The organism is uncultured Paraglaciecola sp., assembly GCF_913058035.1.
GTDB lineage: Bacteria > Pseudomonadota > Gammaproteobacteria > Enterobacterales > Alteromonadaceae > Paraglaciecola.
In genome coordinates, this window is record NZ_CAJXPA010000030.1 from 13,371 (window position 1) to 34,036 (window position 20,666).

Here is a 20,666-nt window from a genome sequence, read left to right on the forward strand (position 1 = left end):
CTTTAGCAAGTCAGGATACCTTTTCGTAACGTGATGTTTCATCAAGGATCCAATGGTCATATTTTACGCAGATTTAGCATCCTTGAATGTGGCACAAAAAGCGTTATCAAGATCGGCAATAAGATCATCTGGATGTTCAAGACCAATTGAAAGACGAATAAGGCCGTCGGTTACACCAAATTTCTCACGTAAATCAGCTGACACACCAGAGTGTGTTGTACTACCCGGATGACACACAAGACTCTCACTACCACCTAGGCTGACAGCAGACTTGAAAATAGACAGGTTATTAATCAAGCGGAAGGCGTCTGATTTTGACACATCAAGTACAAAAGAAAATGTTGAGCTTGGCCCTGAACACTGGCGTTTATAAACAGTTTGATAAGCTTCATCCGCGATGAAGTCAGGATGCAGAATCTTTGCAGAAATATAAGAATTATCAGCAATCCACTGTGCCACTTTATGTCCACTAGCAGCAGAACGTTGCATACGGATACTTAACGTTTCGAGTGAGCGAGAAATCATCCAACTTGTATGTGGGTCGAGGTTAAGACCCAGAATACCTCGTGTAGCACGAACTGGGCGAAGCATTTCAACACTTCCGCAGACAGCACCTGCAACAAGGTCACTGTGACCACCCACGTATTTGGTCAATGAGTACATAGCCATGTCTATGCCTTGGGGCACAGCTTGTTGAAAAACAGGTCCCATAAGAGTGTTATCGCAGACACTGATTGGACGGTGGCCGGTTTCCAATTTGATGATGTCTAACACGCGGTTTAACGCTTCAAAATCCACAAGAGAATTGGTTGGGTTGGCTGGTGATTCAATGAAAACCATCGCCACACGGCCTTTTTTGCCAGCATCACGCAATGAAGCAAGCATACCTGTTTCGTCCAAACCGTCATGAAATTCACCAGTTTGAATGTTAAATTCGGGTAGGAATTTGCGGATAAGGGTTTCAGTGCCGCCATATAAAGGCGCACTTTGGACAATCACATCACCGGGCCGCAAATAAGCCAACAGTATAGCGCTGATGGCGCCCATACCACTTGAGCAAACCACGGAGCGCTCTGAGCCTTCGAACAGTGACAGTCGGTCTTCAATTATTTCGACGTTGGGATGATTGAAGCGGCTGTAGATAAGGCCACCAACATTACCCTCTGGTGCGGGCTTACGGCCGGCCATAATGTGAAAAAACTCTTCACCTTCCTCCGGTGTTTGGTAAGCAAATGTGGAAGTCAGAAAGACAGGCGGTTTGACAGAGCCTTCAGATAGTTGTGGATCATAACCGTAGGACATCATCATTGTTTCAGGCTTAAGCGCGTGATTTCCAATTTTTCTTTTTTTATAGTTTCCGTCATTAACCATTGTCTGTTTTTCTCTTGTTAATTTTTTTGTTTGGGCATTGTTGTTTGGTTTTGCCTTAAACATTATTAATTGTCATTCCGCATTTCATAAGCCAATCCAACAAAGCTTTTGAATATATTAACGAAGTTGTGACATATCATTTTAAAGCAGGCGTATTCTGACAAAAAAATCATAGTTACAAAACAATACCTCACAAATTGACTCACATTATTAGCGTTACGTTGACGTTACATCATTAGTTTTATGAGCATAAAATAACATTTCCAAGCTTTGTACAAAATGGTTTCAAATACATATGTCAATCGGTTTAACTTCGTAAAGCTCAATAAACACATCAGATACTTCTGATATAAGCGCTAAACCATCCATCATATAAACTCAGTTTCTTCTCAATTTAAATTAAATAGATAATCTATAGTTCTATTATACTAAATATGGCACAAGAAATTTAAGGGTAACCTGCTCCGGTCGATGTCACTTTAGACAACTCAATTTTTCCAGTTCTACTTGCTGCTGCCTCTCCTGCTTGTGAGCTCTGCGCTGTCAGCATAAATAAAGTTTTTCCATCATCTGCACCTAACATACACGCATAACAGTTTTGACTGGTGTTAACGATCTCTAATACGTCACCACCTTGAGCTATAAGAGCACATTCATGACCGGCTGCATTGGCGACCCAAATATGACCATCAGCGTTCATGCATATTCCATCGGGGACTCGTGTGCCAGTGGCAGCCCATATTCTCCGATTCTTTAATTCACCATTTTCACCAATGTCAAACGCGGTTAAACACAGGCCCAGTGTTTCAGCGACAATAAATGTTTTGCCGTCGGGTGTGATAACGCAACCATTAGGAAAACTCATACCGCTGGCCGCAACACTCACGTCTCCTTGAGGTGTCACTTTCACAAGATTAGCTTTTGGGTGATCAGTCATCACAGCTTCTACGCCACGTGTTTGCATCTCGGCGTCAAGATTAAAACCAAAGTTACCCACATAAGCATTACCTTGCTTATCCACCACCATATCGTTACACAGATATTTTGAATGTTCAGATAAGTCGGCGTGTAAAACTAAGCTGTTTTTTTCAAGACGTTTTAAAGTGAGTGACTCCATACATACCACTAGCAAACTTCCATCTGGGAGCCAACCCAGACCAGAGGGCTGTTCATCCAATTGTACTTCCAGCCTAGTATTACCCTCTAAGTCAACCGATTTGACTGCTTTGTCATAAAAATCGCTATACCAAAGACGGCCATTGTGCCAGCGGGGGCTTTCGCCAAAATAAAGTCCGTCGATTAAGGTGGTTGATTGTGTCATCAGTGTTCTTATTTTTTAATACAGTACAGTAACAATAAACGATGTTTCTGCTGTCCTCAACAAACATCGATTTTGAAGATTTACAGTTAGTTGAACCAACCGGTAGGATACTTCGATAAAAAATAAAATTGTCTTCACACAAAATTTAATTTTATCGCCAAAAGAATCGAGTGTTAGAATACGTCATTAAAAACATTAATAGGACGAGTTATGAAATATATTGTTTTAGCGGTAGTTATTGCATTAGCAATATTTTACTTCACTAAAAATTCAAATGATAAAGAGGCAGCGCTAGAAAATATTAATATAGGAAAAGATTTTTTAGCAACAAACAAAGTGAATGAAGAAGTAGTGGAAACGGCATCTGGTTTGCAGTATCAAGTATTACAAAAAGGCCAGGGAAGTGAACATCCCGTCGCTACTACAACAGTAAAAGTTCATTATCATGGCTTGTTGATTGATGGCACTGTCTTTGATAGCTCGGTAGAGCGGAATAAACCCATCAGTTTTTCTTTAAATCAAGTGATAAAAGGGTGGACAGAAGGTGTTCAATTGATGGTTGTTGGTGATAAATTTAAATTTTTCATTCCATCTGAATTAGCTTATGGCAATAGAGCAACGGGAAAAATAACGCCGGGTTCTTTACTCATTTTTGAAGTCGAACTTTTAGAAATCCAATAGTTTGTTGATACACGTTAACGTGATGGCTGAGTGTCTTCTTAGTCATCACCTAAATACAGGGCTCATCTGTCGAACTCACAGCTTAAAACACTCATCATTTTTATTTAGCTAGTTAGATCATAATCTATCTGATTACTTTATTACTTTATTACTTTATTACTTTATTACTTTATTACTTTATCCATAATCATTTCCTAATATGTTTTTTGAAAGCCATCTTGTTTCTACTCTAACCTAGGACTGGTGCTTTTAAAGAACACCAAAATCACTTCGTCACTCACCTTAATAGTAAGTCATAAGAGTTAAGCCATCGGGCGTTAACTGTTCATAATTATGAACTAGATCTAAAGGGCTGCAGCGTTATCAAATGTACAGATGATGTTGTCTTTTTACATCCATCTAGTTTATTGGTTATTAGTTATTGTCCAAGTACTGAAAGCTTGTTTCGCCAAAAATATCGGCGGCTACTAATAATTTATTTTTTGCCACAACGACTATTAACTAAATTGTATCAATAAGACAATTGGTAAAAATGACTGTATCAGCGAAGATTAGAAATCGTACACGTTCTTTGGAAAAGCGGGTTATCGTAGGCCTAGAAAACTTTGAGAAACGACCCATGTTTGTTAAATAAAACACAAACAAAACTCAAACATTAAGCTAATAAATATCTCTAGAAATAAGAATGCCAAGGTAACTAAAATGTCATTTGATTATTTAAATTTACGATGGGTATAAACATTTTCACTAATATTATCCTGCAAGCGTAACCTACGATATTAAGACAAAAACAAGTATTTTCATCACATTTTTCGGCTGATTAAATTGAGTCAAAATGTATTTTATATCTCAGCAAATATAATGGTTTTTCACCCTCAATTTGAAATGAATTATCAGCTAGTTTGCTCGTTCTGTCGTTTTTTGCTATTGATGCTCAATTCAAGACAACTACTGCCGGGTAAAATAGTGTTTCCACAAAAATCGACCTAACTTACGTGTAACGTTGAATTGCTTGTTGTTTCTCATTACATTGATAAAAGAAATTAAATTGTCACGGGCAAATTTAAGTACAATATAATTTCAATGAGCTAAGCCTCTGATCAAACAAACTCAACAAGCTCGATAGATGATTTGAGTAATTATCATCATTCATAATGATTATGGCTCCCGTTGTGATGATGTTTTTATTGGACTATAACGCGAGCTAAAATGCATCATAATCACTGGCACCTCTACTAATACTAAAAATCGTCTCGATTTCGATGCAGATATTGGAGCGACTACTTGGGGCTACTAATGGAGCGAAAAGTGAAGCTTAATTTCTCAATTAAGACTGGGAAATAATATTTTTATTGGCAAACCGCAGACAAAAGGCACTGGAAGACCTGAACATTAAAACAAGGAGTATAAATATAATGGTCATGACGAATTAGCAATCAACATCGATGGTTTACAAACATCAAGATAATACAGCTTTAACTGATCAACAATTTCATATCGGTAACTTATATTACCAAGCCGTGGAGTTGTTTAAGCTATTAATTACTAACATAGTCTGAAGGGCAGTGACTATCTAAACAACCTCAGGAAATCAATGACACATTCGTTTTGGGGAAAATACCTAACTAAAAAAATGACTGCATTTTTGTTACTTTTTATTGTGGTGTCTGTAATATTTTTATTTCGACGCCCTATCGCTATCAAAAGCATTGAACACTTGACTAAACCCTACGACATATCTGTTAGCTGTCTAGATTTTTCATTCAATTGGCGACTTAGTCTCAACCTTAAACAAGCATGCATCACCTCTCCTTTTGGTACTGCAGAAGTCAACAATGCAACTTGGCAACTCTGGTCTAATGCTCTCATTATCGAACGGGTAAAAGTTAAGCACCGTAAACAGGACGCTGCAGGTAACAAAGAAGGTAATGAAACATCAATTGAGCAACAAAAAAACGGCTTGAATTTACCTGGTTCGTTACCAAAACTACACATTTCAAGTTTTGAAATAAACTCTTTTAAATTGTTACAACCCTTGAGTTTTGGTGTAAGCACAATTTCAAGCAACGAGTTGGAGTTTACTGGTGATGTGGATGCTACCGTCAAAATATTCTCAGATAATTTAGTGGGTAATATAACTTGGAGAATGTCTGATCTCACAAGGTGGATACCGCAAGCACAAGCATTATTCCAAGAAAACACTGAATTATTAAAGGAACTAGCCTTTGATGAAACCGAAATAAACACCCGTTTAACTTTTGATGGACAGATGCTTAAAGTAAGTAACAACTTAGATATAGTCAGCAACTTTCATGTTTCAACCTGCTCTATTGATACTGCCATTAAGGGCAATATATTTGTTGCTGTAAACGTTGATGATCTTGAAATCAGTTTGGACTTAACCCAACTGTCTAACAACATTTCAGTGGTCAACTGCTCATTATTACAAGATTATTTTGCACCAGATGATTTGCCTCAGTTGTCACTTACCTTTCCGCAAAAGATAACAATAGACAAAACGCACATTAACTTGCCTAAGTTAAAAATTGTAGACAAAGTCAATATACATCGAAGTATCATCCTTAACGAAGTTAATTATAAAGCAACAGGTGAACTTGAAGTTGGCTACAATATTTCATTTAAACAGCCCATTAAAATAAAAAAAATAGTAGCAGATATGTTTGATTTACAAGCACAAGGCACACTTTCCACTATTCTTTCTGCGCAGTCTTTAGCACTGCCAATGAGTTTTAAAATCATCAATGATAACAGCCAACTAGTTATAGAAAACTTAAAAACAGACTCATTGCTTATTAGTGACTTAAGCAGTGAATTTTCTTTCTATAATTCTAGGGGCAAACAACTTGAAATAAAAGGAACGGTGAATAGCTCCGCTATACAAATTGGCGTTGTAAATATTGAACAAATGACCAGTGACTTTTATTTTTCAGGCGCCAGTTTTAATGACTTACAATTGAGTGCAGATAACCAATTTTTTAAATTGACATTCCCTGAAGTCAACGTCCAAAGAATTGCCAATCACATGGATCTAAACATTAAGGGGCTTAAAACATTGAGTTTTAACGGAAACTCGACTGTCACAGCATCATCCGCAAAAAACATTGACTTTTTACCGATTAATGCGAGCCATATAGGTAAGGCAAGCTTGGTAAATATGACCCTATCCAGTCAACATAAAGTTGTGTTAGAAAACGCCTTTTTGATAGAGCTAACGCAACAACAAGCCGAAGTAAAAATACAAGTAAAGCAACAAGATATTATAAGTTTACAAAGAATAATTTCGCAGTTAGAAAATACACTACTTTTTGAGGAAGGTAACTTTTCAGCTAATATTGAATTGTTTTTGCCCCAAGATAGCGAACAGTTTGTAGCAAAAGGCAAAGCAGACTTTCAATATTTATCTGCAAAATATCAAAACTACACGTTTAAAAACTTATCTTACCAAACCCCACTTGAGTTTGATTCAGCTGGACTTCAGTTAGCCAGAGCTACTCTTCACATCGATTTGATTGATGCCGGAGTGATGATTCGACAACTTGACGCAAACGTTATTGCACAAGACAGCCGTTTTCGTCTGGAACAAGTTCAAGGTGAGATATTTAATGGTCAGTTTTTGTTGGATGACTTATGGCTAGACGATCGGGAGCAACAGTTTAACATCGAAATCCAAAATATTGATTTATCTCGTGTTGTAGGACTACAAGAACAACCCGGTATCAACATCACTGGAGATATTGATGGCAACATGCCATTTATTATGGGTAAACAAGGAGTAAGGATGGATAATGGACAAGTATCGAGCTTAACAGGAGGCAAGTTGAGCATCATAAATAATCCATCCTTTGACTCCATTAAGGATCAACAGCCTGAATTAGCCTTATTAGAAAATTTTGACTTCACACAGCTCAAAAGCAGTGTGAAGTTTACTCCCGATGGCTGGGTGTTTCTTGATTTAGCCTTGCACGGTAAAAATCCTGATAAAAAGCAAAACGTAAATTTTAATTATAGTCATCAAGAAAATATATTTGCTTTATTAGAGTCGATAAGATTAGTGAAGTCAGTAGAAAATAAAATTGAACAGAAAATAACCCAAGGTGATAAAAAGTGAAAATGACAGGTTTGGTGCTTATAGCGACAGGGTTTCTAAGTGCTTGTACACACACAGTACAAGTTGAAACCAAGGAGCCAATTACAATCAATATCAATGTGAAAATTGACCATGAAATTCGGATAAAAGTTGATAAAGAACTTGATGATGTATTCAGTGACGACAGTAGTTTGTTTTAAGCCAATTAAGGAATAACTTCATGAAAAAAATAATTTTTAAAGCCGCTATTATCGTCAGCCTTCTTTACAGCAATATTGTTTTTGCATTAGGTTTGGATAACGCTAAACAACAAGGTCTGGTGGGTGAAAAAGACAACGGCTACTTAGGCGTGGTTATAGTTCAAAGCAATACTCAAAAAGAAATGCAAATATTAGTGGATGACATTAATAATAAACGCAAATCAGTATATGCCAAACTAGCTGCGGAAAACGGTATCACCTTACAGCAAGTAGAAAAGTTAGCCGCTGTAAAAGCTTATGAAAAAACCAGTCCTGGTCATTATCTCTGGAAGAACGGGCAGTGGACTAAAAAGTAAGGGTGAGTTGAAATCAATAAAATTAAAGAACACAGTCTCGTTTCATTTTTCACGAGATTGTGTTTTATACTTATCCGGGATGGATCTAATATTAAGTATCTAAATCCATTACCCAATTGATACCAGTGGTATTTTCGATACCCAATCCAAACCCCATAAACACCTGATATAATCAAATTTATAAGCGAAATAGCTGGTTTTAATTAGTGCCGAACGTTCATCAAAATGGCCGTCGTGTGGTTTAGTTAAATCACAAGCAGCAGCCTGAGCTTGGGTCATGTTTTCGGACGATACCGCTTTGTCAGTTTTGATGTATTGAATACAAAAAACGTTGGATTTTTACAAAGCCTTGACCATTTCATTGGTTTTAGGAGTTTATCATACACAAAAACCATCGTTTCATAGCTTTGGACAACACGCAATAACAGATCGATTAACGTGATGGGCCATTCAAATATCCTAATATCTCTGGAGTGCATTTTTGTTAGCTTTCAAAATACTAGAGAATGCTTAGAGACATACCTCACATTGATACTGATATGTAAAGTGGCTAATGTCACCTTGAAATTTATACTCGCAATTTCATTAGCTTCGTGTTCTCAATCGGTCAAACACGATTGAGTTTAATGTATGTTGTGTATTAGTTGTCTTATCGGTGAATGATTATCAGATATTCCCTATGCAACTTATCCATTATCAGTTTTTAGTTATGTAAAATTGGTATCTAATCAATCCAAGTCTATTGTATGAGACATAGAGCGTTATGACTCCTGTAATCTTGCTATTGAATTTTTGTGTGACTTAAAGGGAAGTAAACAGTATCTTACATGGGTGAAGTCGGGTCAAAAATTGAGTGATGACGGCGTAACAATTTGTTTGGCGATGCGTAAACTTAGATTTTAAATAGGGTATTTATTGGTGAGTAAAAATTATATTTTTTTGATAAAAAAGCCTTTAACACCCCTTACTCTTCTAAAATATCTATTTTTTGTCTTCGCATGCTTGTACCTATCATCTTGTGACGATACATCAAAACTCAAATCTCCACCCGTTGCTCGACAAGGCGTGCTTGACCTTTCACATTGGAACTTTGAAAAAGATGGTGTTATAAAACTTAAAGGTGAATGGGGGTTTCATTGGAAACAGTTGTTGGCACCCAACGAGTTCCCTTCCTTAAGTACATCCAAAGAACAGAACTTCATAAAATTACCCAGTTCATGGAACGGATATAAAGTTAATGGTGAAGCACTTAAAGGCGATGGTTATGCCACATACCACCTAGAGGTTATTAACAACGTTCCGCACAAAAAACTGATGTTTAGAACCAGTTGGATGAGCGGATCTTACAACTTATTTGTCAACGGCGAGCTGATTGCATCTAATGGTGTGGTAACAGCGACACGCGAGACAATGACACCTCAATACCTGCCTATAACAGTAAGCTATCAATCTGATACTGACTCACTAGAAATCATCTTACAGGTGGCTAATTTCTATCATAGAGAAGGGGGCGCTTGGAACCCTATCGAAATAGGTCTAGAGCAGCAGATAAAAAAAATAAGAGAAAACGCTCTTTCTATTGACCTATTTTTATGCGGCGCTATTTTCATCATGGGCATATATTATTTAGGTCTCTATTTATATAGAAGGGAAGAAAGAGCGTCACTCATGTTCTCAATTTGTTGCATGTTGGTAGCATTTCGCTCTCTGTTAACAGGCGAGCTTTATTTACCCTCTATTTTCCCTGGCATAGATTGGGATCTATTGATTCAAATAGATTATCTAAGCTTTTATATGATTGCTCTTTTTTTTGTGGCATACATCCACATGTTATTTCCACGGTTATATTCTAAATCTTTGTTAAGTAGTTACGTTGTTATCTGTATCTTGCTCTCGATTACGGCGGTTGTTTTTCCTGTCAATATATTTACCCAGTTCATTCCTGCATTTCGAATTCTTACTGTTATTTTTGGCATATACTCAATTTGTATACTCATTTTAGCCGTTTTGAAAAAGACACAAGGGTCTGTCACATTCTTGGCTGGTAGTATCTTTCTCCTTTTGGCTCTTATAAGCGAAATAGCTTATCAACAAGGTCTAATCGACTACTATTTTTTCTTTAGCTCAGACGTCGGATACATCGTATTCATTTGTTCTCAATCGCTTCTACTCATGATGAGATACACCGATGCATTTAACGAAACTGAACGCTTGTTAGCCTCAGTTAATCGTGCTGAAAGCGCAACTCAAGCAAAGTCGAAGTTCTTAGCAAAAATGAGTCATGAAATACGTACACCAATGAATGGCATCCTTGGCGTTGTTCAGCTTTTGGGGAAAACAAGGCTGACACAACTTCAGAAAAACTATCTCAAAATAATCGATGACTCTGGTGCGTTGCTACTGAATATTATTAATGACATTCTCGACTTATCTAAAATCGAAGCCGGTAAAATGACATTAGAGGAAATATCATTCAATCTGGAGGATTTAACCCAGGGAGTCTTATCGCTTTATCGTGCTCAGGCCAATCAAAAGTCAGTAATACTATCTTTAGAATATGATGCAAATTTAAATAGGTTTTTTATTGGTGACTCTATTCGTCTGAATCAGGTTTTACTCAATCTAATAAATAATGCGATCAAATTTACCGAGCAGGGTACGGTTACTATCCAAATCAATAGCACAACATCCACGCCTACAGAAGTAGGGCTTGAGATAAAAGTCAAGGACAGTGGTATTGGTATTGAACCTGATGTTTTAGAAACACTATTCGATTCATTTAAACAAGCCGACGAATCAACAACGCGAAAATTTGGAGGAACAGGATTAGGGCTGGCTATAAGCAAACAAATAATCGAACTGATGAACGGAAGTATTAGTGCTCAAAGCAAGCCGCAAATCGGATCAACATTTACAGTTTCACTGAATCTTAAGCGTGATGAAAGCAACCACAAAAAAGAATTAATTGTTTACGACAACGAAGACCGAGAAGCAACAACTGAAGTCAAGTTAATAGGCCATATATTGATAGTAGACGACAGTGATATTAACCGTATTATTGCCCAACACATGCTCGAAGGTTTTGGGCTCACGGTGTCGAATGCTGAAAACGGACAAGATGCACTGCATCAATTACAGAAAAATACGTTCGACCTAATACTCATGGATTGCGAGATGCCAATAATGGACGGTTATGAAGCAACAATAGCAATCAGAACCATACAATCACACAAAATGAGAACTCCTATCGTCGCACTTACAGCGGATGCCTTCGAAGAAAACCGCAAAAAGTGTGAAGAGGCAGGCATGGATGACTTTCTTAGTAAGCCAATTATGGAAGAGCTGTTGTTTAAAATTTTAAAGAAATGGATGAGGTCTTTTTAACCTGAATTTGGGAACAAACCTCACATTTTACCTCTGCCACAACAATGATACAGCCAAATGGTTTATGCACTCAGTGCAAGCCCTTCTTATAAGCAAAAGTTCACACATTTTTATTTTAAATATTTGATTCAGTAACAACGTGTATCTTCTTAATGTTCCTTGTGCAGGACTTTAATTATCCGCGTGCAAAGACCCATAAATAGCTTGGATCTCTTCAGCTCGCACAAATAACTTATTTTCTTCATAACGTCCACTCGGAAGGTCACAAAGTTCCATCAACTTTGCTAAAGCCTTTTCTTGAACGAGACCTGATTCAACAGCTTCATCCAGCATACCAATTTTCGCTGCTTCCAATGGCGAGTAACCATGAGACTGAATAATAGCACGCGAATGATGTAGAGGGTCTACATGAGTTTTGGCAAGTATTCTCAATGTTGAATTGAAGGGCATATCTATAGCAGTTTCAGGTAGTTTGAGAACAAATTCACCCAATGCACCAATACGATAATCAGATACCAATAAAAGAAACACTCCCATACCTATTGCATGTCCTTCACATGCAGCAACTACTGGGTGCGGGTGAGAATAAATTTGTTCCAGTAAAAGCATACCTTTTGAAACCATTTTTTGAGCTGCCTCTGGGCCAGTTGCCATAACCTTTAGGTCGAAACCTGCAGAGAATATACCTACATGGCCACAAATCAGAACCCCTCGGCTCTCAATTTTGGCTCGGTCTAGGTTGACCATGAATTCTTGGGCAAGGTCAAAAGACACCGCATTAGCTTTCCCATTGTCTAGTGAGATTTTGGCGATTCCGTTCTCAAGTAGTTCATATTTCATAATATTTTACTTTCCTAAACTATATTTAAAATTTTACATTGGACCAATTCTACCTGTTTTTTAGCATAAAAGGTTGGCCTGTTAACTACTATCAAATAAAACAATTAGGGTCAGAACAAGATTAAAACACCCAAAGCTGGTTTAAGAAAAAATCATAAAGTTACACTTCACATCAATAACAAACTACAGACTTTTGATGGTCATAAATGTACCTATATGATTAGCGGGAAGCTTTGGTGTTAGGTAGTATCAACAAAATTTAAAAACATAAGCAACTAAAGCTTATTTTATTTTTTTAGCTTCAATGCCCTATACTTTGCCTTAATTCAGTTTGCTCTAGCCTGCCTAAAACATATTGAATAATTGAATAATTAAAGAGTTAAAAGAGTTAACTAATCTCTATTCTCGTATTAATTGCACAACTGGTAACGTTGACAGATAAATAATCGCTTATTAGGTTTAACCTGATCGAGTATTTTTATGCCTTTTTGCTGAAATTCATCAGCAAATTTTTTGACTCGAACTGCGTAATCTTTTAATAGTCTTTGTTTATTAACATCATCGACGAAACTAAAGATTAAGGAATTTTCACCTAAACTGATTAACTCCTGCCATGATAAATTGAACTCTTTTACAGCCACAAAGTATTCATCAGTCATGGTCGAGTCCCACATTCCTCTGTCGTCAGTAGAGAGAGCAACGGGGATCCCTGTTCTCAAATATTCTGGAAATGGATGCTGGCTGTATTCACTAACGTATTCAAGCAATAAATTGCTGACCAAATTAATTTCAACCAAATATTTATTATTCCGCATTAGCAACATGGTTTGCGGGTCGTCAATCAGGTTAATACCATGACCAATTCGGTCTGCCCCTAAAAGCAATGTGTCGCGCACATGAAAATTAGGCTCATCCACTTCTCCTGCATGAATAGCTAGTTTAACTGCAGGCATGGATTGTCGAAGTTCGCGAAAGGTCTTTAGAAAACGCAATGGATAACCTTTATCGTTGTCTTCTCGACCAACCATATTTAGACCCACAAGAATATCTCGATTGCTGTCAGCCAGTCGATAATTACGCTTTAAGTTTTCTTCTGCATCAGGTGAAAATCTTAACAAGGATTGTTGCAATCTTGTTGTCACACCTGTATCAATCGCGTCATATTGAGTTAACCGCTGGCGAAATAAGTCGATAACTTCATCACCGCTATATACACTGCCATCAGATTTAAGTCTGTTAAAGGCGCTGATCTGCGTCTCTAGATAAGTCAGGCCTTCTTCAGCAAAAGCTTGCATGTTTTTAACTATCATTTCAGCAGCTATGATTGGATTACGTCCCAAATCGTTGAGCCTTGACCAGTGTCTTTCAAAAAATTCCGAACGTCCCTCGAAATCTTTGTTTAGCCGAATACTATTTAGCCATGCCGTTTTTTGTTCTAGGTTTAGTTCATTCATCAAACGGTATTCAGATTTTTCACACTCACTCAAAGTATTATAATTACTGTGTTGAATAGTACGAAACATTAAGGACTGAGGCGCTGAGTTAAATTCATTTGTGCCATAACCATTGCAAAGGTTGATAACAGTGCGAGTGTAATAACGGTAACCACCATTTCGCTCAGGCTGAGTAGCCAATTCATACCACCACTCACTGAAATTTGATCCCCCTAGATGATTATGTAAATCACCACCTTTTGGCAGCATGTATAAAAAATGGTAAAGCTGCTCCGGTGTTGCGTCATTCTTAAAATTAGAGAACCAATCAGACGCAGGTTTGCACATAGCAGCTGATGAAACGATAAGTAAACAGCTAGTTAACAACCTTAATATAGAAACTTTTACCATGACTTTATCCCGTGGTTTTTCAATAAATCAACTTAAGTTAACCAAGCAACTATCCGACCAGTTAGTCAATTAATCCCATACTCAGCTCATTCAACAAATACATAATCAATAATTAAGTTTAATAGACTAAATTGGGCTGTTTCAGAGCAGCGTTTTCCAATATTTGGTATATAAACACCAGATTAAAACTGTAAAACTGGGCTAAGAACAACATTAATTTATGTCGCTAACGGGCAAGCATTGGTATTTTACCATCGACAAAAACATAAATGACTAAAAGTTACTATTTTGTATTGGTTGGCGAAGATAACTTACGTCCAAGGATGTACGAATCGACAGTCGCAATGCCCCAACAAATGAATAATAGGAGGCTTGCGACATTTGGAGGATTACTTTGACTACCTGTAAGTTGTGAGGATATTTCAACTATAAGACGAGTAATATCTGAAGGTATATCTCCACTTAAGATTTTGTTACTTATATCATTAGCAATATCCATTACATATGTGGTGAGCAGATATAAACAACCTACACAGATCAAAGTAAACACAGCGCCTCTTAGTTTACTTTTCAAATAAAAATGCCCAAACCCTGGGAAAATAAAGGCAGATATTAGGGCTGCTTTTGTGGATTTATGCATATGTGCCTTTATGTATATGTGCCTCTATGTATATGTGCCTCTATGTTGCATCTCACTAACGTTGCAAAACAATGAAATTTGTACGGCATTTTTATAATGTGAGCTATCGACAGGTTAAATATCTAATGATTGTTTCATAATATAAGCTCTCGTTACGAAAGTAGCTGTTACTATGAAATAAAAACAAAAATTATTAAATTTAGAATGCTACTTTGAACTATTATTAAGAACATTTGACTAATCAGATAGAATAAAATGTGAATATATTATTTGATTGAAGCTACGAAATAAAAATCAACAGCTTCATCAAATGATATCTTACATGTGTAGTTCTCAGTGTAATAGCGTGCTGAGTCAATTCTTTTTACACTAGCGTAATGAATAAGCAACTTAAAGGAAAGATAATGAGAAAGCATAAAAAGCCTTCAGTAAAAACTAGTATGGGTGAATCAGATTTGGGACGAGGAGAAATCAAACATAATTTTTTAGCCGCATTAGTAACATCAAAACTGTATAAAATTCAGATAGTTCAAGCCAAGAAAGGTAAAGGTTCATATCAGCGTAGAGCTAAAAATATAAGACAAGAGTCTTATTTAATAGCGGTTTAAGCGGTTGCTTAAAGCCACTATCAAATAAGGCTTTTTACTTGTTTTTAATGCTCTGATTTAAAACCATCCCAAAAGCAGTAAACACGAAGGAAACAATAGTAAAAACCTGTTTGGGATGATGACATCCCCCCCCTATCGACCCAATCGATTGTAAAGACATATCGTTTTAATGCCTGTAGGCTGCTGCTTAAAGCTTTTAAGTATTACGATGAAAAAACATGCAGAACAACCAAGATAAGCAGGACATTAAAGAGATTGTTGCGTATATAAAAAATCAAGAACGCACCTTACGTACCAACCACCCTTTTTTAGCACAACAAAACACCTTGGGTTTAGGCTTGCTTTTAATATCTGTATGCGGTTTTACTGCTGCAGGTTGTTTGTATTTTTATGCTGTTATTCCGGCATGGTGTTGCATCATCATTGCGGCTCTAAGCGCTTCTATTGCTCACGAAATCGAACACGATTTAATTCATCATCAATACTTTAAATCAACCTCCGTGGTGTATCATTTTATGATGTTTATGGTGTGGATTATTAGGCCAAATACCGTCAATCCTTGGTACCGTAAAGGCATGCATCTAAACCATCACAAAACCTCAGGTACCCCTCAAGATATTGAAGAACGTTTAGTGGGAAACGGTATTAAGAGCCATGCATTAAGGCTATTAGTGGTTTGTGATGGGTTACTCGGGCTGATAATCCGCAGCAAACAATTTTCTCGTGAGATTAGAGGATATAATTTTTTTAATGTATTTAATGCCAGCCTTCCTTTTGTCACTGTCTATTATCTTATTATTTATAGCTTTATACTTTTCTTTAGCGTCAACTTTATTGCTGATAATGCAGCAATAAAGTTGAATACCCCAGTTTGGCTAATGTCGCTAATGCAATGGGTAAATTTTGCAATGGTAGTATGGGTAGCACCTAACTTTTTACGTTCGGCATGCTTGAATTTCATCACATCGTCAATGCATTACTATGGCGCTAAGTTCAATTTATTGCAGCAAACTCAGGTATTAAATCACTGGGCCTTTATGCCATTCCAGTGGTTTTGCTTCAACTTTGGTCACACACATAGCATTCATCATTTTGTACCTAATCAGCCTTTTTATATTCGCCAAATAATCAGTAAAAAAGTTAATATTTTATTGAAAAATAAAGGTGTGAAATTTAATGATTTGAGCAGTATGCTTGCTGCTAATCATTATACAAATAACAGTGAATCCGCATAAACGTTGAAGGTATACATTGTGGATAAATTTATGTATTAGATCGAATGTAGTTACTATCTTACTACCATATGTACTCTCTTTTAAATGAATGACACGCCCGAATACGATGATCACTACTCGATTACCGTGTGACGATGTCGACACATTAAAGACTGGGGTGCGAGCCATGTTCCAACACCAACCCAGAGTATGGTGCAGCCTATTGTGAATACCAGTTCAGTGAGCCTGAGTTATTCTAACTTAGCGCTTAGGTATTCAGTGTCACTTGTAGATCCTTTCGACTGAAGCGATGCATTGCATGCGGAAGAGCTCGTTACACCTGAGCTTGCAACCTTCTAAACATTAATAAGCCGTGATTCATCTTAATTCTGTTCTTATTGTTCAAGAAGGATCTGCGCAACTGTATGTCTAGTACTTAAGTAGATAATTTGATGGACGCTATACTAGATATTATGAATGCCATAACATTAACGACAAACGATACAACTTTACCTAGATGCCTGTAAAATTATCAGAGTACATAACGTATCGCATGACTAGCATCCATCACTCAAGTCATTTTTATGCCGTTTACACAAACATCAGCATAAACCTGACTATTAATGAGATAACATTCTCGACGCATCGAAAATCAAAGAGAATTGAATCTCATAGTGTTTGAAAAAATCATATTCTATTCAGCTTTATTAGGCCTCAATCTATCAAATATTAGGTAAAGCATGATGCTGTCATGCATTTTTCATCAGCTAAATAAGAATATTTTAAATGGTAAGCACTTCAGAATGTTGAGTGTCTACAAAGCAACAGTGATACTGTTAATTCCATTTATATTTGGTATATTCAAGACCATATTCATCCCTAAATCAAATTGAGAACTGATATTTTGAAACTATTTAAGAGAGTTTGTTTAGTTGTTTGCCTTTTATTGCCGTCATCGGTTTTTTCCCAGACGAGCAGTGAATATTATGAGAAAGCATTAGAGGTCTACACAGAAGGTGATTTGGGTGCAACGTATATATTCCTCAAAAATAGCTTACAACAGAATGATGATAATCTCTCAGCAAAAATTTTGATGGGAAAAATTTTGATGGTCAATACCTATATGGATCAAGCTGAAGCAGTTCTAGAGGAAGCATTAGCATTAGGAGCGGATCCCAGTTTAATCGTCGATACTTTAGGCAAAGTTTGGTTATATACCGAACAAAATGAAAAGATCATTGATAGAAAATTTTCAAGTTTGACTAAAAAAGCACAAACAAATTGGTACGTTATTGTTGCTGCCGCCCATATCAACTTAAAAGAATTAAACCAGGCACGTATCGTATATAAAAAAGCATTGCAAAACGATCCAGAAAATATTGCGGCTCTAAACGCATTAGCACTCTTGGAAATGCATGTGGATGATTTTAAGGAGTCAGCGAAATACTTAGATAAATCACTATTTCTAGAGCCTGAAAATATTGCGACATTGCGCGTATTAGGTGATTTATATATGCGTCAAAATAACATCAAAGAAGCCATTGCTGCATACAAAAAAAGCTATGAAATAGATCCTTTAGATCCGTTTACAAAGCGGTCATTAGCCACTGCTTACATACAAAATCAAAATATTGATTTAGCACGATTACTACTTGACGAAATATTGCAACAAACTCCCGGCGATCCTTCAAGTTTGCTGATCAAAGCATGGATATTAGCTAAAAACCAATCAAGTAAAGAGGCGACAACTCAATTAGAAAAGTTAAGTGCACAGATGACAGTATTTAACGATGAGACCTTACAAAAAAGACCTACACTACTGTATGTAAGCGCATTGTCGGCGTTCTCGTTAAAAAACTATCAACAGGCAATCACATTTTTTAATCAGTATTTGTCATTAGTGCCCGGCAATATTGAAGCTATCACTTTACTAGCCCAAACCTACATTAAAGTAGATGATCATAAGAGTGCACTCAAACTACTTCAAAGCCACGAGTCTGAAGTAACAAGTAATGCAGAGACCGCGATTATACTTGCTGAACTTTATTTGGCAGATAATAAGATATTCAGGGCAGTTGAAATTACTCAAAAATTACAGGCATTATATCCAGATGATCAAAACGTCAAACTATTAGAAATTAAAACGCTAATTTCTAGAGGAAAACAGCAACAGGCATTAAGCATGATAGATTTGTCTGGATACAGCAGTACTAACCCTCAATTCATCATCACAAAAGCACAACTATTAGTAGAATTAGGTGATTTCGATGAGGCAAGCAATATTGCCGATCAGTATCTGTTATTAGATCCAGAAAATATTGAGTTCATTAACTTTAAAGCGGTAATTCTTATACGCCAAAAGAAATTATCAGAAGCAGAGACCTTTTTAAATACGGCGTTAGTAAAAGATCCGGAACACTTTACTACTCGATTCAACGTAGCAACTCTTTCGAATTTACGAGGTGAATATGACAAGGCAATTGAAATATTAAAGCAATTGGATAAATTGCAACCCGACTCGTTAAAAGTATTGACATTATTTGCACAAGTTCAATTTAGTAAGGGTGATCTTACCGCAGCTAATGAAAAGTTAGAAAGTGTACTTAAAAAAGACAGCGACAATCTCAATGCCATGGAATTGCTGTCAACCATACATATGCGTCAAAGAGAGCCAGAAAAAGCTATATGGCAACTTAATCAGGCGCTTAAAATCCAACCTGACAATACAAGATTCCTATTACAACGAGTTGAATTGTACTTGCACCTCAAACAGTCTGATCTAGCCACTGGGGAGTTATCAAAGATTAAGCGACTAGTGCAAAATGATCCTGAAAGCTTGGCAAAATTAAGTAAAGTCCAGGTCAAAGCAACAGATATTCAAGGCGCCAAACGAAGCATCTCTCGTGCTTTGCAGTTAAAACCAGAACAATTAAACTTAGCTACTCAGTATGTGAGCACATATTTGATTGCAGGTGATCTTGAAAACGCACGCAAAATGTTAAGTAAATGGCTGACTGTGCAACCCAACGAACCACAATTACTGGTGTTATCTGGTGACGTTTACGATGCCAATAATGAGCCTGAAGCTGCATCTAAAGCTTACCTAAAAACCCTTGATATAGCAGGAAGTTCCCGAACTGCTGTGATTAAATTATATCAATTGACTACTAAAGGTATCGCCCATGATGCATTTGAAAATAAGCTACAAGAACTGCTTAAGAATAATCCCAAAGATTATCTAAGCCGCAATTTATTAGCAGATTTTTATATTAATCGAAACAACTTTGAAAAAGCATTAGTCGAGTATCAAAAACTAATCGAAGTTGAGTTATTGCCTAATAAAGCATTAATCCTGAACAACATGGCAAATATTTACATAGACATGGATCTTAATAAAGCACACCAATTGATCAATCAAGCAGTAACAGAAAGTGCAGAAGAAGAATTAGAAGTAGCAGCTTTGTATGATACGCTAGGATGGATCTTATCGCTTATGGGGCAATATGAAGATGCATTAACCGCGTTACGTAAATCTTTTGCTATGGACTCAGATGATCCGTCTAATCAATATCACCTTGCTTATACATTGCACAAATTGAGTCGTATTCCACAGGCTAAAAATTCGTTAGAGCGTGCGTTATCCTCGAATCGCCCATTCGCTGAGCGAACTGAAGCACAGGTACTATTAACTTTATTGTAATTGTCCCTATATAATGACAAAGATTTGATACGCTCGATAAACTGCCTAGATATTGGTTTTATTATATTAAGTGATAATGTAAACCTAATGAATGTTGTACTTAGCACAACATTCATTATTAGCTTTTTAGTCGAAGAGACTTAGGGGAGTGATTTAAGGCACACGATTAGATTTTATTAATATCCAATACCGAAGTACACAATCTTACAAATAACATTACAAGTAATGACTCCCCTTTCCCAAGACTCAACCTTGTCTCTTATATACATCTCCGAGCCCACGAGACCGTACTAGATCTCGTATGCCTTCTTCTGCTTGAAAAAAAAAAGACAGACTATCAACACGATCGGAAGACCGATACAACCACCTTCAGAAGTTGAAATAAAAGCTCCTGCACAA

13 protein-coding genes are annotated in these 20,666 nt (G+C 36.8%); 8 read left to right on the forward strand and 5 right to left on the reverse strand.

Annotated features, from left to right (window positions below; translation table 11 throughout):
- Positions 1-63: 63 nt before the first annotated feature.
- Entirely contained in the window at positions 64-1,371 is a 1,308-nt protein-coding gene (locus tag QZ562_RS06000; RefSeq protein WP_293758111.1) for a cystathionine gamma-synthase family protein, read from the reverse strand.
- Between the two features lie 448 nt (positions 1,372-1,819).
- Complete coding sequence (locus QZ562_RS06005) at positions 1,820-2,692, reverse strand: SMP-30/gluconolactonase/LRE family protein (protein WP_293758076.1); 873 nt, start codon at positions 2,690-2,692, stop codon at positions 1,820-1,822.
- Between the two features lie 210 nt (positions 2,693-2,902).
- Between QZ562_RS06005 and QZ562_RS06010 the strand changes: the two genes are divergently transcribed.
- The 5 genes from QZ562_RS06010 to QZ562_RS06030 all read left to right on the forward strand — a co-directional run bounded on the left by QZ562_RS06010 (position 2,903) and on the right by QZ562_RS06030 (position 11,421).
- Positions 2,903-3,373 carry an FKBP-type peptidyl-prolyl cis-trans isomerase gene (locus tag QZ562_RS06010; RefSeq protein ID WP_293758078.1) on the forward strand — a complete coding sequence of 157 codons (471 nt, stop codon included), beginning with the start codon at positions 2,903-2,905 and terminating at the stop codon, positions 3,371-3,373.
- Positions 3,374-4,967: 1,594 nt separating this feature from the next.
- Positions 4,968-7,502, forward strand: a complete 2,535-nt coding sequence (locus QZ562_RS06015; RefSeq protein WP_293758080.1) for a YdbH domain-containing protein — start codon at positions 4,968-4,970, stop codon at positions 7,500-7,502.
- A gap of 2 nt (positions 7,503-7,504) precedes the next feature.
- Positions 7,505-7,681 (forward strand): YnbE family lipoprotein, encoded by a 177-nt coding sequence (locus QZ562_RS06020; RefSeq protein ID WP_293758114.1) that lies wholly within the window; start codon positions 7,505-7,507, stop codon positions 7,679-7,681.
- A gap of 20 nt (positions 7,682-7,701) precedes the next feature.
- Positions 7,702-8,037, forward strand: a complete 336-nt coding sequence (locus QZ562_RS06025; RefSeq protein WP_293758082.1) for a YdbL family protein — start codon at positions 7,702-7,704, stop codon at positions 8,035-8,037.
- Between the two features lie 918 nt (positions 8,038-8,955).
- On the forward strand, positions 8,956-11,421 hold the full coding sequence (locus QZ562_RS06030; RefSeq protein WP_293758085.1) for an ATP-binding protein: 2,466 nt from the start codon (positions 8,956-8,958) through the stop codon (positions 11,419-11,421).
- A 171-nt stretch (positions 11,422-11,592) separates the two neighbouring features.
- Here QZ562_RS06030 and QZ562_RS06035 read toward each other — a convergent pair whose 3' ends face one another.
- The 3 genes from QZ562_RS06035 to QZ562_RS06045 form a co-directional block, all read right to left on the reverse strand.
- Positions 11,593-12,261 (reverse strand): crotonase/enoyl-CoA hydratase family protein, encoded by a 669-nt coding sequence (locus tag QZ562_RS06035; protein WP_293758088.1) that lies wholly within the window; start codon positions 12,259-12,261, stop codon positions 11,593-11,595.
- A gap of 410 nt (positions 12,262-12,671) precedes the next feature.
- Positions 12,672-14,105 (reverse strand): adenosine deaminase, encoded by a 1,434-nt coding sequence (locus QZ562_RS06040; RefSeq protein ID WP_293758098.1) that lies wholly within the window; start codon positions 14,103-14,105, stop codon positions 12,672-12,674.
- A gap of 283 nt (positions 14,106-14,388) precedes the next feature.
- Positions 14,389-14,745: a hypothetical protein gene (locus QZ562_RS06045; RefSeq protein ID WP_293758101.1), complete on the reverse strand. Its 357-nt coding sequence runs from the start codon at positions 14,743-14,745 to the stop codon at positions 14,389-14,391.
- 404 nt (positions 14,746-15,149) lie between these two features.
- On the opposite strand from QZ562_RS06045, the gene arfA reads away from it, so the two are divergent.
- From arfA to prsT, 3 genes are all read left to right on the forward strand, one after another.
- Positions 15,150-15,353, forward strand: a complete 204-nt coding sequence (arfA, locus tag QZ562_RS06050; protein ID WP_293758104.1) for an alternative ribosome rescue factor ArfA — start codon at positions 15,150-15,152, stop codon at positions 15,351-15,353.
- Between the two features lie 218 nt (positions 15,354-15,571).
- Positions 15,572-16,588: a fatty acid desaturase gene (locus QZ562_RS06055; protein ID WP_293758106.1), complete on the forward strand. Its 1,017-nt coding sequence runs from the start codon at positions 15,572-15,574 to the stop codon at positions 16,586-16,588.
- A gap of 883 nt (positions 16,589-17,471) precedes the next feature.
- Complete coding sequence (gene prsT / locus QZ562_RS06060) at positions 17,472-20,267, forward strand: XrtA/PEP-CTERM system TPR-repeat protein PrsT (RefSeq protein ID WP_293758108.1); 2,796 nt, start codon at positions 17,472-17,474, stop codon at positions 20,265-20,267.
- Positions 20,268-20,666 lie beyond the last annotated feature (399 nt).

Excerpts from the sequence above, each read along its gene's own strand:
- QZ562_RS06015 (WP_293758080.1), top strand. The coding sequence starts at position 4,968 with ATGACACATTCGTTTTGGGGAAAATACCTAACTAAAAAAATGACTGCA.
- QZ562_RS06020 (WP_293758114.1), top strand. The coding sequence starts at position 7,505 with ATGACAGGTTTGGTGCTTATAGCGACAGGGTTTCTAAGTGCTTGTACA.
- QZ562_RS06045 (WP_293758101.1), bottom strand. The coding sequence starts at position 14,745 with ATGCATAAATCCACAAAAGCAGCCCTAATATCTGCCTTTATTTTCCCA.
- QZ562_RS06010 (WP_293758078.1), top strand. The coding sequence starts at position 2,903 with ATGAAATATATTGTTTTAGCGGTAGTTATTGCATTAGCAATATTTTAC.
- QZ562_RS06005 (WP_293758076.1), bottom strand. The coding sequence starts at position 2,692 with ATGACACAATCAACCACCTTAATCGACGGACTTTATTTTGGCGAAAGC.
- QZ562_RS06055 (WP_293758106.1), top strand. The coding sequence starts at position 15,572 with ATGCAGAACAACCAAGATAAGCAGGACATTAAAGAGATTGTTGCGTAT.
- QZ562_RS06000 (WP_293758111.1), bottom strand. The coding sequence starts at position 1,371 with ATGGTTAATGACGGAAACTATAAAAAAAGAAAAATTGGAAATCACGCG.
- QZ562_RS06025 (WP_293758082.1), top strand. The coding sequence starts at position 7,702 with ATGAAAAAAATAATTTTTAAAGCCGCTATTATCGTCAGCCTTCTTTAC.
- QZ562_RS06035 (WP_293758088.1), bottom strand. The coding sequence starts at position 12,261 with ATGAAATATGAACTACTTGAGAACGGAATCGCCAAAATCTCACTAGAC.
- arfA (WP_293758104.1), top strand. The coding sequence starts at position 15,150 with ATGAGAAAGCATAAAAAGCCTTCAGTAAAAACTAGTATGGGTGAATCA.
- QZ562_RS06040 (WP_293758098.1), bottom strand. The coding sequence starts at position 14,105 with ATGGTAAAAGTTTCTATATTAAGGTTGTTAACTAGCTGTTTACTTATC.